This is a genomic window from Siccirubricoccus deserti (assembly GCF_014283215.1).
GTDB classification, from domain to species: domain Bacteria; phylum Pseudomonadota; class Alphaproteobacteria; order Acetobacterales; family Acetobacteraceae; genus Siccirubricoccus; species Siccirubricoccus deserti.
Window position 1 is genome coordinate 174598 of record NZ_JACOMF010000003.1, and the last position, 15902, is coordinate 190499.

Consider the following 15902-nt stretch of genomic DNA (forward strand, 5'->3'; position numbering starts at 1 on the left):
TGGTCCGCCCGCACCGCCAACCCCGGGCTCGCCGGGGCAACGCGGCGCGTCGGCCGACCGGTCAGGGATGGCGGGTCGCGGCGGCTGGGCAGGCATCAGGGCAACGCGCGCCGCGCGCGTGCGGGCGGGATACAGGATGCATCGGTTGATCGGTCGGTGGTTCGGTAAGGCATCGGGTCTGGCAGTCGCCGCCCTGATGAGCGTGGGTGAGGCCCTGGCCCAGAGTGCCCCAGACCCGGGCACTTCCGGCGGGATAGTCGGTGAGACGCATTCGAGCATCGGTGCGCCGACCCCCTGGGGGATTGGGCTGCAGCCTGCCGCCGGGCCGGTGAAGGAGGCGATCCACGACTTCAACACGCTGGTGCTGTGGATCATCATCGCCATCACCATCTTCGTGACGCTGCTGCTGGCCTATGCGGTGTGGCGGTTCCGCGAATCCGCCAACCCGACCCCGTCGCGCACCAGCCACCATACCATGCTCGAAGTCGCCTGGACGGTGGTGCCGGTGCTGATCCTGGTGATCATCGCCATCCCCTCGTTCCGGCTGATCTACTACGAGGACCGGGCACGCGAGGCGGATCTGACCATCAACGTCCAGGGCCGGCAGTGGTACTGGCACTACGCCTACCCCGACAGCGGCGATCTGGCCTTCGACAGCCGGCCGATCCCGACCGAAGAGCTGCGCGACGGCCAGCCGCGGAACCTCGCGGTCGACGAGCCGCTGGTGATCCCGGTGGGGGCCAATGTCCGGGTGCTGACGACCGGGCAGGACGTGATCCACAGCTTCTTCGTGCCGGCGCTCGGCGTGCAGAAGTACACCATCCCTGGCCGCACGCTGGAGACCTGGTTCCGCGCCGACCGGCCGGGCACCTTCTACGGCCAGTGCAACCAGATCTGCGGCACCAACCACTGGTTCATGCCGATCGAGGTGCGGGCTGTCCCGCAGGCCGAGTTCCAGGCTTGGCTGGAGCAGGCGAAGACCAAATACGCCGCAGCCCAGCCCGCGGCGCCGGATGCCGCCCGGCAGCTGGCGGCGCTGGCCCCGGCGGACCCGACGGCAGTGGCAACAAGCGAGACGAGGCGGGACTGATCCCATGGACACCGCAACCCACCACGGCGCCGCGCATGGCCACGGCGACCATCACGACCACGTGCCGGGCTTCGTGGACCGCTGGTTCTTCAGCACGAACCACAAGGACATCGGCACCCTCTACCTGATCTTCTCGGTCTTCGCGGCGGTGATCGGCGTCGCCCTGTCGGTGCTGATGCGCATGGAGCTGCAAAGCCCCGGCATGCAGATCTTCGCCGATGGCCAGGTGTGGAATTCCGTGGTCAGCGCGCATGGGCTGATCATGGTGTTCTTCGTGGTCATGCCGGCGCTGATCGGCGGCTTCGGCAACTGGTTCGTGCCGATCATGATCGGCGCGCCGGACATGGCCTTCCCGCGGCTGAACAACATCAGCTTCTGGCTGCTGGTGCCGGCCTTCATGATGATGGGCGCCGCGCTCTTCGTCGGCGAGGGGCCGGGCGCGGGCTGGACCATCTATACCCCGCTGTCGGATGCCCAGTACCACCCGGGGCCGGCGATGGACCTGGCGCTGTTCGGCCTGCACCTGGCCGGCGCCAGCTCGATCCTCAGCGCCTCGAACTTCATCGCCACCATCTTCAACATGCGCGCACCGGGCATGACCCTGCACAAGATGCCGCTGTTCGTGTGGTCGATGCTGGTCACCGCCTTCCTGCTGCTGCTGGCGGTGCCGGTGCTGGCCGGTGCCATCACCATGCTGATCACCGACCGCAACTTCGGCACGGCGTTCTTCCGGCCCGAGGGCGGCGGCGACCCGGTGCTGTTCCAGCACCTGTTCTGGTTCTTCGGCCACCCCGAAGTCTACATCATGATCCTGCCGGGCTTCGGCATCATCAGCCACATCATCTCGACCTTCAGCCGCAAGCCGGTGTTCGGCTACCTCGGCATGGCCTATGCGATGGTCGCCATCGGCGTGGTCGGCTTCATCGTCTGGGCCCACCACATGTTCACCTCGGGCATCGACGTGGACACCCGCGCCTACTTCATGGCGGCGACGATGGTCATTGCGGTGCCGACCGGCATCAAGATCTTTTCCTGGATCGCCACCATGTGGGGCGGCTCGATCAGCCTGAAGACGCCGATGCTTTGGGCGATCGGCTTCATCTTTCTATTCACCGTCGGCGGCGTCACCGGTGTGAAGCTGGCCAATGCCGGCGTCGACGTCATCCTGCACAACACCTACTACGTGGTGGCGCACTTCCACTACGTGCTCAGCCTGGGCGCCGTTTTCTCGATCTTCGCCGGCTTCTACTACTGGATCGGCAAGATGAGCGGCCGGCAGTACCCGGAGTTCTGGGGGAAGGTCCATTTCTGGATGCTGTTCGTCGGCGCCAACCTGATCTTCTTCCCGCAGCACTTCCTGGGCGCCCAGGGCATGCCGCGCCGCTACCCGGACTATCCGGATGCCTTCGCCGGCTGGAACCTGATCTCCTCGCTCGGCTCCTACATCGCCGCGGCGTCCATGCTGGTGTTCTTCTACGTCGTCTGGCGGACCTTCACCTCGAAGGAGCATGTCGCCGACAACTACTGGGGCGAGGGTGCGACCACCCTGGAATGGCAGGTCAGCTCGCCGCCGCCCTTCCACACCTTCGAGGAGCTGCCGCGGATCCGCTGATCCGCGCCGCTTCCGAAACCAAAGGAACGCCATGCCGAAAGGCATGGCGTTTCCGCTGTTGAGGGCCTAAATCCGCTGTCATGAGCGACGTCACCGCAGCCACGCAGCCCGACATCTCCGAAGTCGCCGACTGGGTCGCCCTGCTCAAGCCCCGGGTCATTTCGCTGGTCGTGCTGACCGGCCTTTGCGGGCTGCTGGTGGCGCCCGGGCATCTGCACCTCACCCTGGCGGTGGCGGCGGTGCTCTGCATCGCCCTCGGCGCCGGCGCCGCGGGTGCGATCAACATGTGGTACGACCGCGACATCGACGCGGTGATGCGCCGCACGCAGCGCCGGCCGATCCCGGCCGGGCGCATCACCCCGGGCGGCGCGCTCTCCTACGGTGTTGGCCTCGCCGTCGCCTCCGTCGCGATCATGGGGCTGGCGACCAATTGGGTGGCGGCCGGGGTGCTGGCGCTGTCCATCGCCTTCTACGTCGTCGTCTACACCGTTTGGCTGAAACGCCGGACGTCGCAGAACATCGTCATCGGCGGTGCCGCCGGCGCCTTCCCGCCGGTGATCGGCTGGGCCGCCGTCACCGGCAACGTGACCCTGGAGCCGCTGCTGCTCTTCGCCATCATCTTCTTCTGGACGCCCCCGCATTTCTGGGCGCTGAGCCTCTACGCCCATGCCGACTACGCCAAGGCCGGCGTGCCGATGCTGCCGGTGACCCATGGCGCGCGGGAAACCCGCCGGCAGGTGCTGCTCTACACCATCCTGCTGGTGCCGCTGACCCTGCTGCCCTGGGCCTTCGGCTTCTCCGGCCTGCCTTATGCCGGGGCGGCGGCGGTGCTTGGCGCAGGCTTCCTCTACCATGCGGTGCGGGTCTGGCGCGACCGGCAGGACGAGAGCGGCCGCAGCCTGACCAACGACGCGCCGGCGCGGAAGGCCTTCCGCTATTCGCTCGGCTACCTGGCGCTGCTGTTCCTCGCGCTGGTCGTCGACAAGCTGTTGCTTGGATGACCGCTATGGAAATCACCACCATGACGCCGGAGCAGCGGGCCGCCTTCGAGCGCCGCCGGCGGCAGAAGAACTGGGCGGTGCTCGGCGTGCTGATCGCGCTGGTGGTGCTGTTCTTCTTCATCAGCACCGCCCGCGTGCTGCGGGGCTGAACTTCCCCGCGCCCATCCTCACCTGGACCGAATGATGGAACCGTCCCGCAGCGCCGCCATCCGCCGTCGCAACCGCATGCTGGGGCTTGGCACTGCCGGCTTCGTCGCCGGCATGGTCGGTCTCGCCTTTGCCTCGGTCCCGCTCTACCGCATGTTCTGTCAGGTCACCGGCTACAACGGCACGGTGCAGGTCGGCGGCCCGGCGGCGCCCGGCGCTGGCGACCGGGTGATGACCATCCGCTTCAACGCCAATACCCAGCCCAACCTGCCCTGGCGCTTCGCCCCGGCGCAGGCCGCCACCTCCCTCCGGGTGGGGGAGGAGGGGGTGGGCTTCTACCGCGCCACCAATACCGCCGCGGTGCCGGTGACCGGTGTCGCCACCTACAACGTCACCCCGGAGGTGGTCGGGAAGTACTTCCACAAGACCGCCTGCTTCTGCTTCGAGCAGCAGACCCTGGCGCCGGGCCAGGAGGTGGACATGCCGCTGGCCTTCTGGGTCGATCCGAAGATCGCCGAGGACCCCAACACCCGCGACATCCGCACCATCACCATCAGCTACACCTTCTTCCGCAGCCTGGACGACGCCGAGCGTTCCGGCGCACTGGCCAGCGCCGGGCCGCATGTCGGCGGCGCGCGGCGTGGAACGCCTTGAAAATCGCCGCGTGGGCTTGATCACGGCGGGGTTTTCGGGATTGATGCGCCCCGACCGGCCTGCCCCGCCCGGGGTCGCGGCCGCATCATTCAGGACGTGAGATGGCCAGCACCACCGATCTGACGGCGAACGCGGAACCCGCACCGCTGCACAAGCACCCCTACCATCTGGTCGATCCCTCGCCCTGGCCGCTGGTGGGCGCCTTCGCCGGGGCCGCGCTGCTGCTCGGCATCATCCTGTACGCGCATTACAACATCCATTGGATGCTGGGGCTCGGCTTCGTCGCCACCCTGGCGACGATGTTCTTCTGGTGGCGCGACGTCCTGCGCGAGTCACGGACCCCCGGCCTGCACACCCCGGTGGTGCGGATCGGCCTGCGCTACGGCATGACGCTGTTCATCGCCTCCGAGGTGATGTTCTTCGTCGCCTTCTTCTGGGCCTATTTCCACTTCGCGCTTTACCCGGGCCATGTCTCGGGCGCCGAGGTCGCGGTCTGGCCGCCGCAGGGGACCCTGACCTTCGACCCCTTCGGCCTGCCTTTCCTCAACACCATGATCCTGCTGCTGTCCGGCTGCACCGTCACCTGGGCGCATCACGGCCTGCTGCACGGCGACCGCAAGGCGCTGGTCCAGGGCTTGGCGCTGACCGTGCTGCTCGGCGTCACCTTCACCTTCTTCCAGGTGGTCGAATACGCCGAGGCGCCCTTCGCCTTCACCGGCGGCGTCTATCCCTCCGTCTTCTTTCTCGCCACCGGCTTCCACGGTTTCCACGTGATGGTCGGCACCCTGTTCCTGCTGGTCTGCCTGATCCGCTCGATGCGCGGCGACTTCACGCCGCAGCGGCATTTCGGCTTCGAAGCGGCGGCCTGGTACTGGCACTTCGTCGACGTGGTCTGGCTGTTCCTGTTCATCTGCATCTACTGGTGGGGTGCCGGCGAGATCATGGAGCATTGATCAGGGGGTTCATGGGCCGTTGATCGGGGAGATCATGGGACCTTGACCGAGGCGTCTGCCAGGCCAGCCCCGCTGGTCCGGGCCGCCCTGCTGGGCCGCTGTCCGCGTTGCGGCAGCGGCCCGCTTTTCATCCGGGGGCTGGAGGTGCGGGAGGAATGCCCGCAGTGCGGCCTTGATCTCCGGGCGCATGACGCCGGGGACGGCCCAGCGGTCGCCGGCATCTTCCTGGTCGGCGCGATTGCGGTGATCGCCGCGCTGATGATCGATTCCCGCTTCCAGCCGCCGCTCTGGGTCCATGCGCTGCTCTGGCCGGCGCTGGTGCTGCCGCTCACCCTGCTGGTCATGCGGCTGGCCAAGGCGGCGCTGGTCGGGCTGCACTACCGCCAGCGCTCCGGCGCATGACCCGACGCACCCGCCTGCTGCTGCCGGTGCTGGCGGCGCTGCCGGTCCTCCTGGTCCTCCTCGGCCTCGGCACCTGGCAGGTCCAGCGCCTCACCTGGAAGACCGCGCTGCTGGAGCGCATCGCTGCGGCCGAGGCCGACCCGCCCGCCCTGCTCGGCGCGGCCGTGCCGGAGCCCTATACGAAGCTCCGCGCCACCGGCCGCTTCGACCACGAGCGGGAGGCGCTGCTCGGCATCGAGCTGCGCGGCACTACCCTCGGCGCCCATCTGCTGACGCCGCTGCTGCGGCCGAACGGGGTGCCGCCGCTGCTGGTGGACCGCGGCTGGGTGCCGCTGGAGCGCAGTGCCCCGATCGACCGGCCAGAGGGCGAGGTGGCGGTCACCGGCTATGCTCGCGCCGCCGACAGCCGCGACTGGAACAGCCCGCGTGACGATGCCGCCGGACGGCGCTTCTTCCTGTTCGATCCGGCGGCGATCGGCGCCGCGCTCGGCCTGCCGCCGCCGGCGCCCTTCGGCCTAGTGGCCCTGGCGGAGCCGGGGACGCCACCCGCTGCCCTGCCGGCCGCCGCCCGCAGCATGCCGCGGCCGACCAACCCGCATCTGGGATACGCCATCACCTGGTATGGGCTGGCCGTCGCCCTGCTGGGCGTGCTCATCGCCTTCCTTCGCCGCATCGCCCGGGAGCCCGCGCCATGAACGCCGCCTGCCAGCGCCTCACCGCGCGCTTCGCCCGCATCGCCACCCTGGGCGAGGCCAGCGCCATGCTCCACTGGGACGCCAGCGCCATGATGCCGCCGGGCGGCGGCCCGGCGCGCGGCGAGCAGCTGGCGACCCTCGCCGGCCTGCAGCATGAATTGCTGACCGCGCCGGAGGTGGCGGAGGACCTCGCCGCCGCCACTGCCGAGGGCGAGTGGGGGGTCGCCAACCTGACGCTGATGCGCCGCGCCCATGCCCGCGCCACCACCCTGCCGACCGCGCTGGTGGAGGCGACCGAGCGGGCCAATGCCGCCTGCGAGAAGGTATGGCGGGAGGCCAAGGCGCGTGCCGATTTCGCCCTGGTGCGGCCCTACCTGGCCGAGGTGGTGACGCTGCAGTGGGAAACCGCCCAGGCGCTGTCCGCCGCCCTCGGCCTCTCCCCCTATGATGCGCTGATGGATGGCTACCAGCCCGGCATTGCCGCCGCCGATGTCGAGCCGATCTTCGCTGCCTACGAAGCCTTCCTCGCCACCGCCCTGCCCGAAGCCGAGGCGCGGGAGGCACGCCTCCCGCCGCCGCTGCCGCTGGAAGGCCCCTTCCCGGCGGCGGTGCAGCGCGCCCTCTGCCGCAGCTTGTCGGAGCGCATCGGCCTCGACTACACCCATGCCCGGCTCGACGAGAGCCTGCACCCCTTCTGCGGCGGCACCTCCGCCGATGTGCGCATCACCACCTTCTATTCCGAGGCGGAGGTCGGCAAGGCGCTGCTCGGCGTGCTGCACGAGACCGGCCATGCGCTGTATGAGCGCGGGCTGCCGGCGGAGTGGGCGCGCCAGCCGGTGGGGCAGGCAGCCGGCATGGCAGCGCATGAATCCCAGTCGCTGATCATCGAGATGCAGGCCTGCCGGTCGGATGCCTTCCTCGGCTTCCTCGGCGGCGAACTGCATGCGGCCTTCGGTGGGGCCGCGGCGCCCTATGCGCGGGAGAATCTGGTGCGGCACTGGCGCCGGGTGTCGCGCAGCTTCATTCGCGTCGACGCCGATGAGCTGACCTATCCGGCGCATGTCATCCTGCGGTTCCGGCTGGAACGCGCGCTCATCGCCGGCGAGTTGGAGGTCGCCGATCTGCCTGGCGCCTGGGCGGAGGGGTTCCGGCGGCTGCTCGGCATCACCCCACCGGATGACGCGCAAGGCTGCCTGCAGGATATCCACTGGCACGACGGCGCCTTCGGCTATTTCCCCAGCTACACCCTGGGCGCCATGGCGGCGGCGCAGCTGATGAAGGCGGCGCGGCTGGCGCTGCCGGGGTTGGATTCGGCCATGGCGCGGGGCGATCTGCTGCCGCTGCTCGGATGGCTGCGGGAGAAGGTGCATGCCCAGGGCTCCCGCCTCGGCTTCCAGGAGCTGCTGCGCTTCGCCACCGGCAAGCCGCTCGACCCGCAGGATTTCCTCGATCACCTGCGTGGCCGCTACCTGGGGTGACAGCCACTCTTGCCTTGGCGCGGCGGTAGCGGGAGGCTGGCGGGAAACAGGGGAACGCCGCCATGACCTGGACCCACACGGTCACCGCCCGCAACCTCTCGGCGCAATCCGAGAATCGCATCCACGACGACACCATCGCCCGCCGCTTCGGCTTCCAGGGCGCGCTGGTGCCGGGGGTGGAGGTCTATGCCTATGCCGTCCATCCTGCTTTGGCACGCTGGGGCCAGGAGTGGCTCACCGGCGGCAGCGCCGGGATCCGCTTCCAGCAGCCGGTCTATGACGGCGATGCGGTCCAGGTGGCAGCCGAGGCGGCGGAGGATGGGTTGGCCGTCACCGTCCGGGTCGGCGACCGTCACTGCGCCAGCGGCCGGCTCGGCCCGCCGCGCCCCGGGCCGGCGCCGGACCCGGCCGGCTATGCCTGGCGCACCCCGCCAGCGGAGCGGCCGCCGGCCAGCGAGGCCAGCCTCGCACCTGGCACCATCCTCGGCACCGCGCCCTTCCCGCTGACCGAGGAGGCACTCGGCGCCTATCTCGAGGCTGTGGGGGAGGCGGGCTCCTTCTACGCCGCCGAGGGCATCGCCCATCCCGGACTGATCCTCCGCCAGTGCAACCAGGCGCTGGTGCAGAATGTCGCGCTCGGCCCCTGGATTCACACCGGCAGCACGGTGCGCAGCCTCCGCCCAGCACGACTGGGGGAGGCTCTGACGGTGCGCGCCCGGGTGGTGGCGAATGAGACTCGCAAGGGCCACCGCTTTGTCGAGCTCGATGCGCTGGTGCTGGGTGGCGACGGCATGCCGGTGGCGCAGGTGGCGCATACCGCGATCTGGCGGCCACGGCAGATGGATGCGGCGGCGTAGCAGCGAATCGGCGCGGGTCCCTGGAAAACCGCCATGCCGGATTTGATCTGGCCATAATCCCGTTGTTCTGAGGCGGATGCGCGGATCAAGTCCGCGCATGACGGGGGCGGGGAAAGGGGTGGCGTCGCGTCGGATGCCGCCCGCCGCTGCCCTACCGCCGCCGGAACACCAGCAGGAAATTATTGGCCGGCATCGGCTCGACCAGCGGCACGGTGAAGCCCTCGGCCGCTTCGATCACCGCTTCCAGGTCACGCACGCCCCATTCCGGGTCATGCGCCCGGAGATCCGCGTCGAAGGCGGCGTTGCTCGGCGTGGTATGCTTGCCGCCGCGCCGGAATGGCCCATAGAGGATCAGCGGCCCATCCGGCGGCAGCAGCCGCGCCGCCCCCGCCAGCAGCCCGAGCGTCGCCGCCCAGGGCGCGATATGGATCATATTGGCGACGAAGATCGCGTCCGCGGCGTCGATCGGCCAAGTCTCGGCGGTGGTGTCCAGCGCCAGCGCCGGGCGCAGGTTGGGCAGCCGCGCGGCACGGACCCAGGCGTTGATGCTGGTGCGGGCGCGCTCGTCCCGGTCGCTCGGCTGAAAGAACAGCGCCGGCATGCTGGCGGCGAAATGCACCGCATGCTCGCCGGTGCCCGAGGCGATCTCCAGCACCAGCCCCTCCTGCGGCAGATGCCGCCGAAGCGCTGCAAGGATCGCATCGCGGTTGCGCATCGTTGCTGGCGCATGGCAGCGCGCATCCTGGCGCAGCTTGGCCATAGACGTTTCTCCAATCTGTCGGAAGTGTTGTGCAACCCTTCCCTTGCTCGCAAGTTGAGCAATGCCGCCCGAATGCGCCAGTCCTAATGTTACGCTTGCCAGCTTCGGCCGGGGCCTATGGCCGTCATCGCCGGTCCATGGATGCTGGTGGAATCGACGGCGATCCGCCGATGGCCGCGACATCCGAATTCCGCTCTACCCCCGCCCGACCGAAGACCAGCCCGTGCCGGGCGACGAAGGCCTGCAGCTTGTCCGCCTCCTGCTCGGCCAGGGCCAGGGCGACATGCATGTCGGGCCGCAGGAGATAGGCCGCGTCGCGCCGCAGCCCGGCCTGCCCGGCGGCTTCGGTCCAGGGGAAGGCATCCAGCGGCAGGCCGAGCCGGGACGCCGCCGCGCTCAGCCCCGGCTCAGCCGTGCCATACACATGCAGCCGCCAGTCGAGCCCAGCGAGGGAAGCGAAATTGTCGCCCGCCGCCATCGGCACCCAGGGCAGCCGGTCGCCGCCCGCGACCTCGCCCGCTTTGCCCCCGCTCAGCGCGCTGTCCGCGTAGGCGATGCGGATCTGCGAGACGGTGCGGAACAGCAGCCTTCGCACGGCGGCGAAGCCGGTGAGCGCGGGCAGCAGGTTCGGCACCAGCCAGCCGCGCAGGAAGCGGCTGCCCGGCCCGCTGCCGACCAGCCCCTGGAAGGCCCGGTCGGTGGTGGCGACCAGGCTGCGGGCGAAGGCGATCCGCTCGGTCTCATAGGTGTCGAGGATCGCCGGCGCAGCCCGGCCGCCCAGCACCTCGGCCAGCTTCCAGGACAGGTTCACCGCATCGCCGATGCCGGTGTTCATGCCCTGGCCGCCGGCCGGGCTGTGGATATGCCCGGCGTCGCCGGCAATGAAGGCGCGGCCGATGCGGAAATGGTCGGCTACGCGGTGGTGCACATGGTAGGTTGAGAACCAGTTCACCTCAGTCACGCGGACGCCGAACACCGCCTCCGCCGAGGCCCGCACATCCTCGAACTCGAGCCGGTCGCGGTCGCCGAGCCCCTCCGACACGCTTTTGCCCGCGGCCTCCGGCACGATGCCGATGAGCCGCTGCATGCCGCTGCTGCGCACCGGGAACATCAGCGCCAGCCCGTCGCGGTCGACATTGGCGTAGATGTCGGTCTTGAACCCGCCCTCGACCGCCACGTCGGCGACGTAGAACAGGTGGCGGTAGGTGCCGCCGGGGAAACCGAGGCCGAGGCTCTCCCGCACCTGGCTGTGGGCGCCGTCGCAGCCGCAGATATAGGCGACGCGGCAGCGGGTCTCGCGGCCGCCCTGGACGAGGGTGGCCTCGACCCCCTCGGCATCCTGGGTGAAGCCGCGCAGCTCCACCCCCCATTCGACGACGGCACCGGCGGCTTCCAGCCGGGCGGTGAGGAAGCGCTCGTGGTCGTCCTGCGGGAAGCAGAGGGCGAAAGGGTAGGGACTCAAGGCCGCGCCGAGCTCGGCGAGCGGGATGCTCGCCACCTCCTCCCCATCCTCGCGCAGGTGCACGGCCCGCATCGGGATGCCGAGCGCCACCACCGCGTCGGCGAAGCCGAGCTGGCGGTAGAACTCCAAGGTCCGGGCCTGCACCGCCACGGCGCGGGAGGCCTGGCCGGGGCCGCCGTTGCGGTCGATGATGCGGAAGGGCACGCCATGGCGGGCCAGCCGCAGGGCGAGCACCAGCCCGGTGGGGCCGGCGCCGACGATCAGGACCTTGGTGCTGGTGCTGGACATCGGATTTCCTTCGCTGCTGTCGCCATATCCGGCCACGCGGCCCGCAGAATGCGGCCCGGATGCGCCTTCCCATGCCGCTGCCCCGCCCACCGCTGCCTGGAGCGACCGAGGCCGCCTCCGCTCCCGGCTTCGCGGAACCCGCTCATCGGCGGGCCGCGTCCATGTCTGAAAGTCGCTCCGCCGTAGCCGGTCGTTGTGGAGCGGCTTCGCTCCTGGGCGTTCACGGCCCTCCGAGATCCGCCCTAGCATTCTGATTTTGCGAGAAAATTACGCCGCCCGAGGTGTTCCACCCGGGTGCAGTTTGCTCTAGCCTCCGCGTCATGCGCTATCTCAGCACCCGCGGCCAGGCCGCCCCCCACGACTTTGAAGGCGTCCTGCTGGCCGGCCTCGCCGAAGATGGCGGGCTGTTCATGCCGGAGAGCTGGCCGAGCCTCTCCCCCGCCGAATGGCGCGCCCTGCGCGGCCTGCCCTACCCGGAACTCGCCGCCCGGCTGATCCACCGCTTCGCCGGCGAGACGCTGTCGCTGGAGACGCTGCGCGACATGACCACCGCCGCCTACGCCGGCTTTGGCCACCCCGCCGTGGCGCCGCTGGTGCAGCTGGACAGCCGCAGCTTCGCGCTCGAATTGTTCCACGGCCCGACCCTCGCCTTCAAGGACATGGCGATGCAGCTGCTCGGGCGGCTGTTCGACCATGTGCTGGCCCGGCGCGGCGAGCGTATCACCATTGTCGGCGCCACCAGCGGCGACACCGGCTCGGCGGCGATCGAGGCCTGTCGCGACCGTGGCGCCATCGACATCATCATCCTCCACCCGGATGGAAGGACCTCGGAGGTCCAGCGGCGGCAGATGACCACGGTGCTGTCGCCCAATGTCGCCAACCTGGCGCTGAATGGCACCTTCGACGATTGCCAGGACCTGGTGAAGGCGATGTTCAACGATGCCCCCTTCCGTGCGGAGATGCGGCTGGCGGCGGTGAACTCCATCAACTGGGCCCGGGTGGCGGCGCAGATCCCCTATTACGCCCATGCGGCGCTGGCGCTTGGCGCGCCGGACCGGCCGATGGCCTTCAGCGTGCCGACCGGCAATTTCGGCAATGTGCTGGCGGCCTGGGCGGTGCGGGCGATGGGGCTGCCGGTGGAGCGGCTGATCATCGGCGCCAACCGCAACAACATCCTGGCGCGGTTCCTCGCGGCCAACGACATGTCGATGCGGCCGGTGGAGCCCAGCCTCTCGCCCAGCATGGACATCCAGGTCAGTTCGAACTTCGAGCGGCTGCTGTTCGAGCTGCTGGGTCGCGACGGCGCCGCCACGGCCGAGACCATGCAGCGCTTCCGCGCCGAGGGCAGGATGCCGGTGCCGGACGCCGCCTGGCGGCGGGCGACCGGGCTGTTCCGCGGCTTCACCCTGGACGATGAGGGGACGCTGGCGGAGATCCGCCGGCTGTGGACCGGCCAGGGCTACCTCGCCGACCCGCACACCGCCATCGGCACCGCCGCCGCCCGTGCCCATGCCCCGGAGGACCGCTCCATTCCGGTGGTGGTCGCCGCCACCGCCCATCCGGCGAAATTCCCCGATGCGGTGGAACGCGCAACCGGCAACCGCCCCCCTCTGCCAGCGCGCCTCGCCGACCTATATGAGCGGGAGGAACGCTATGCCGTGCTTGCCCCGGAGCTTGCGGACGTCGAGGCTTTCGTGCGCGCCCATGCCCGCCGCAACACGGCCTGAGGGTTCCGGACGAATGCCTGTTGGCCTGGAGCACGGCGGGAAGGCCCAGCGAGCCTCGCTGGCACCAGGCCGATCGCGTTTCCATCTCTGAGGAAAGACACTCGCAACAATGTCCGATGCCGTCCGCGTCACCCGCCTGCCCAATGGCCTCACGGTCGTCTCGGAGGTCATGCCGCGGGTCGAGACCGTGTCCTTCGGCGCCTATGTCTCGACCGGCACGCGCAACGAGACCGCGGCGGAGAACGGGGTCTCCCATTTCCTTGAGCACATGGCCTTCAAGGGCACCGAGAAGCGCGACGCCGCCGCCATCGCCCGCGAGATCGAGAATGTCGGCGGCCATCTGAACGCCTACACGGCGCGGGAGAGCACCGCCTACTACTGCAAGGTGCTGAAGGAGGACCTTGGCCTCGCCGCCGACATCATCGGCGACATCCTGACCCACAGCACCTTCATCCCGGAGGAGCTGGAGCGGGAGCGGGGCGTCATCCTGCAGGAGATCGGCCAGGCGAACGACACGCCGGACGACATCATCTTCGACCACTTCCAGACCACCGCCTACCCGGACCAGCCGATGGGCCGCCCGACCCTCGGCACCGAGGAGATCATCCGGGGCATGAAGCGGGAGACGCTGACCGACTACATGCGCCACCATTACGGGCCGGAGCGCATGGTGGTGGCCGCCGCCGGCGCGCTGGACCATGACCGGCTGCTCGATCTGGTGCAGACCCATTTCGCCGACCTGCCGCAGGTGGCGCCGCCCGAGCCCGAGCCCGCCCGCTATGCCGGTGGCGAGTTCCGCGAGGAGCAGGATCTGGAGCAGGTCCATATCGTCCTCGGCTTCCCCTCCACCGGCTACCGTGATCCGCTGCACTACCCGACCCTGCTGCTGTCGACCCTGCTCGGCGGCGGCATGTCCTCCCGCCTGTTCCAGGAGATCCGGGAGAAGCGCGGGCTGGTCTATTCGATCTATTCCTTCGCCCATCCCTTCCGCGACGGCGGCGTCTTCGCGATCTACGCCGGCACGGGCGAGAAGGAAGTGGAGGAGCTGGTGCCGGTGACGCTGGCGGAGCTGCGCAAGGTGCAGACCACTGTGACGCAGGATGAGCTGGACCGCGCCAAGGCGCAGTTCCGCGCCAGCCTGCTGATGTCGCTGGAGAGCACCGGCAGCCGCACCGAGCAGCTCGCCCGGCAGATCCAGGTGCATGGCCGCGCCATCCCGGTGGAGGAAACCAAGGCGAAGATCGCCGCCGTCACCATTGAGCAGGTGCAGCAGGCCGCCGCCGCGGCCTTCCGCGGGGCGCCGACCCTGGCCGCGCTCGGCCCCGCCGGCAAGGTGCCGGGGCTGCGGCACATCACCGGGGCGCTGGCGGCATGACCCATCCGGAAACCCTGCAGGCGCTGGTCGCCGCGGCCCGTAAGGCGGGCGCCGATGCGGCGGATGCGCTGCTGGTCAGCAGCGCATCCCTCTCGGTTTCCCGCCGCCTCGGCAAGATCGAGCAGTTGGAACGGTCGGAGGGCTTCGACCTTGGCCTTCGGGTCTTCGTCGGCCAGCGCCAGGCGATCGTCTCCTCCACCGATCCGGCCCCGCGCGGCTTCGCGGCGCTGGCCGAGCGCGCCGTTGCCATGGCCAGGGCGGTGCCGGAGGACCCCTTCGCCGGGCTGCCGGATGCGCCGGACGGGCTGGTGGCGGTGGACCTCGACCTTGCCGATGCCGCCGAGCCGGCGGCCGAGGCGTTGATCGCCCGTGCCGCGGCCGCGGAGGAAGCAGCGCTGGCGGTTGCCGGGGTGAGCAATTCCGAGGGCGCCGAGGCCGGCTACGGTCGCTACACCATCGCTCTCGCCGCCAGCAACGGCTTCGCCGGCCAGTACGTCCGCACCAGCCATTCCATCTCCGCCACGGCGCTCGCCGGGCAGGGGACGGGGATGGAACGCGACTACGATTATTCCAGTGCCGTCCATCTGGCCGATCTGGAGGATGCCGCCGCCATCGGCCGCCGCGCCGGGGAGAAGGCGGTGGCCCGGCTGAACCCGACCAGGCCGAAGACCGCGCGCCTGCCGGTGGTCTACGACCCGCGTGTGGCATCCTCCCTGCTCGGGCACTTGGCCGGGGCGATCAATGGCGCCGCGGTCGCCCGCGGCACCAGCTTCCTGCGGGACAAGCTCGGCCAGCGGGTGATGGCGCCGGGGCTTTCCGTCATCGACGACCCGCTCCGCCGCCGCGGGCTGCGCAGCCGGCCCTTCGATGGCGAGGGCATGCAGGGCACCCGCCGCGCCATCGTCGAGGATGGCGTGCTGACCACCTGGGTGCTTGACCTGCGCAGCGCCCGGCAACTCGGCATGGCCTCCACCGGCCATGCCAGCCGCGGCACCTCCGGCCCGCCCAGCCCCTCGCCGACCAACCTCTACCTGGAGGCCGGCACGCTCACGCCGGCGGCGCTGATGGCGGATATCCGGGAAGGTCTCTACGTCACCGAGCTGATCGGCATGGGGGTGAATGGCGTGACCGGCGACTACAGCCGCGGCGCCGCCGGCTTCATGATCCGCGACGGCGCCCTGGCCGAGCCGGTGAGCGAGCTGACCATTGCCGGCAATGTGCGCGACATGCTGCTCAACCTGACCGCCGCCGACGACCTGCAATTCCGCCGCGGCACCGACAGCCCGACGGTCAGGGTCGAGGGGCTGACCCTGGCGGGCGGCTGATGCCGCCCGTAGCCGCCTGCGACGGGCGCTACAGCGGATTGCGTTCATGTCCGAACGCCAATCCGCTGTGGCCTGT

The 15902-nt window shown here is 70.0% G+C and carries 15 protein-coding genes; 13 read left to right on the forward strand and 2 right to left on the reverse strand.

The genetic code is table 11. The annotated features are described in order from the left end of the window. The first annotated feature begins 196 nt into the window (after positions 1–196). From coxB to H7965_RS04095, 10 genes are all read left to right on the forward strand, one after another. Positions 197–1090, forward strand: a complete 894-nt coding sequence (gene coxB, locus H7965_RS04050) for a cytochrome c oxidase subunit II (protein ID WP_229682444.1) — start codon at positions 197–199, stop codon at positions 1088–1090. 4 nt (positions 1091–1094) lie between these two features. Continuing rightward, on the forward strand, positions 1095–2702 hold the full coding sequence (gene ctaD, locus H7965_RS04055) for a cytochrome c oxidase subunit I (RefSeq protein ID WP_186769257.1): 1608 nt from the start codon (positions 1095–1097) through the stop codon (positions 2700–2702). An 80-nt stretch (positions 2703–2782) separates the two neighbouring features. After that, positions 2783–3703, forward strand: a complete 921-nt coding sequence (locus H7965_RS04060) for a heme o synthase (RefSeq protein WP_186769258.1) — start codon at positions 2783–2785, stop codon at positions 3701–3703. Between the two features lie 5 nt (positions 3704–3708). Next, a complete protein-coding gene (locus H7965_RS04065; protein ID WP_186769406.1) occupies positions 3709–3852 on the forward strand; it encodes a hypothetical protein in 144 nt (47 codons plus the stop codon). Positions 3853–3886: 34 nt separating this feature from the next. Continuing rightward, complete coding sequence (locus H7965_RS04070; protein ID WP_186769259.1) at positions 3887–4504, forward strand: cytochrome c oxidase assembly protein; 618 nt, start codon at positions 3887–3889, stop codon at positions 4502–4504. 101 nt (positions 4505–4605) lie between these two features. Next, positions 4606–5457, forward strand: coding sequence for a cytochrome c oxidase subunit 3 (locus H7965_RS04075; RefSeq protein ID WP_186769260.1), 852 nt, complete (start codon positions 4606–4608; stop codon positions 5455–5457). A 42-nt stretch (positions 5458–5499) separates the two neighbouring features. Then, positions 5500–5859 carry a DUF983 domain-containing protein gene (locus tag H7965_RS04080; protein WP_186769261.1) on the forward strand — a complete coding sequence of 120 codons (360 nt, stop codon included), beginning with the start codon at positions 5500–5502 and terminating at the stop codon, positions 5857–5859. Further along, positions 5856–6554: an SURF1 family protein gene (locus tag H7965_RS04085; protein ID WP_186769262.1), complete on the forward strand. Its 699-nt coding sequence runs from the start codon at positions 5856–5858 to the stop codon at positions 6552–6554. Before H7965_RS04080 ends, H7965_RS04085 begins: the two co-directional genes overlap by 4 nt. After that, entirely contained in the window at positions 6551–8032 is a 1482-nt protein-coding gene (locus H7965_RS04090) for a carboxypeptidase M32 (RefSeq protein ID WP_186769263.1), read from the forward strand. Before H7965_RS04085 ends, H7965_RS04090 begins: the two co-directional genes overlap by 4 nt. 62 nt (positions 8033–8094) lie before the next feature. Then, entirely contained in the window at positions 8095–8889 is a 795-nt protein-coding gene (locus tag H7965_RS04095; RefSeq protein ID WP_186769264.1) for a hotdog fold domain-containing protein, read from the forward strand. Between the two features lie 151 nt (positions 8890–9040). On the opposite strand, the gene H7965_RS04100 is transcribed toward H7965_RS04095, so the two are convergent. Then, positions 9041–9649: a DUF938 domain-containing protein gene (locus H7965_RS04100; RefSeq protein ID WP_186769265.1), complete on the reverse strand. Its 609-nt coding sequence runs from the start codon at positions 9647–9649 to the stop codon at positions 9041–9043. A 124-nt stretch (positions 9650–9773) separates the two neighbouring features. Beyond that, positions 9774–11399: an FAD-dependent monooxygenase gene (locus H7965_RS04105; protein WP_186769266.1), complete on the reverse strand. Its 1626-nt coding sequence runs from the start codon at positions 11397–11399 to the stop codon at positions 9774–9776. Between the two features lie 320 nt (positions 11400–11719). On the opposite strand from H7965_RS04105, the gene thrC reads away from it, so the two are divergent. The 3 genes from thrC to H7965_RS04120 all read left to right on the forward strand — a co-directional run bounded on the left by thrC (position 11720) and on the right by H7965_RS04120 (position 15826). Next, a complete protein-coding gene (thrC, locus tag H7965_RS04110) occupies positions 11720–13126 on the forward strand; it encodes a threonine synthase (protein ID WP_186769267.1) in 1407 nt (468 codons plus the stop codon). A 109-nt stretch (positions 13127–13235) separates the two neighbouring features. Continuing rightward, entirely contained in the window at positions 13236–14501 is a 1266-nt protein-coding gene (locus tag H7965_RS04115) for a M16 family metallopeptidase (protein ID WP_186769268.1), read from the forward strand. Beyond that, the gene (locus tag H7965_RS04120) at positions 14498–15826 is read left to right on the forward strand and encodes a TldD/PmbA family protein (RefSeq protein WP_186769269.1); all 1329 of its coding nucleotides are present in this window, start codon (positions 14498–14500) and stop codon (positions 15824–15826) included. The genes H7965_RS04115 and H7965_RS04120 overlap by 4 nt, the downstream gene beginning before the upstream one ends. Positions 15827–15902 lie beyond the last annotated feature (76 nt).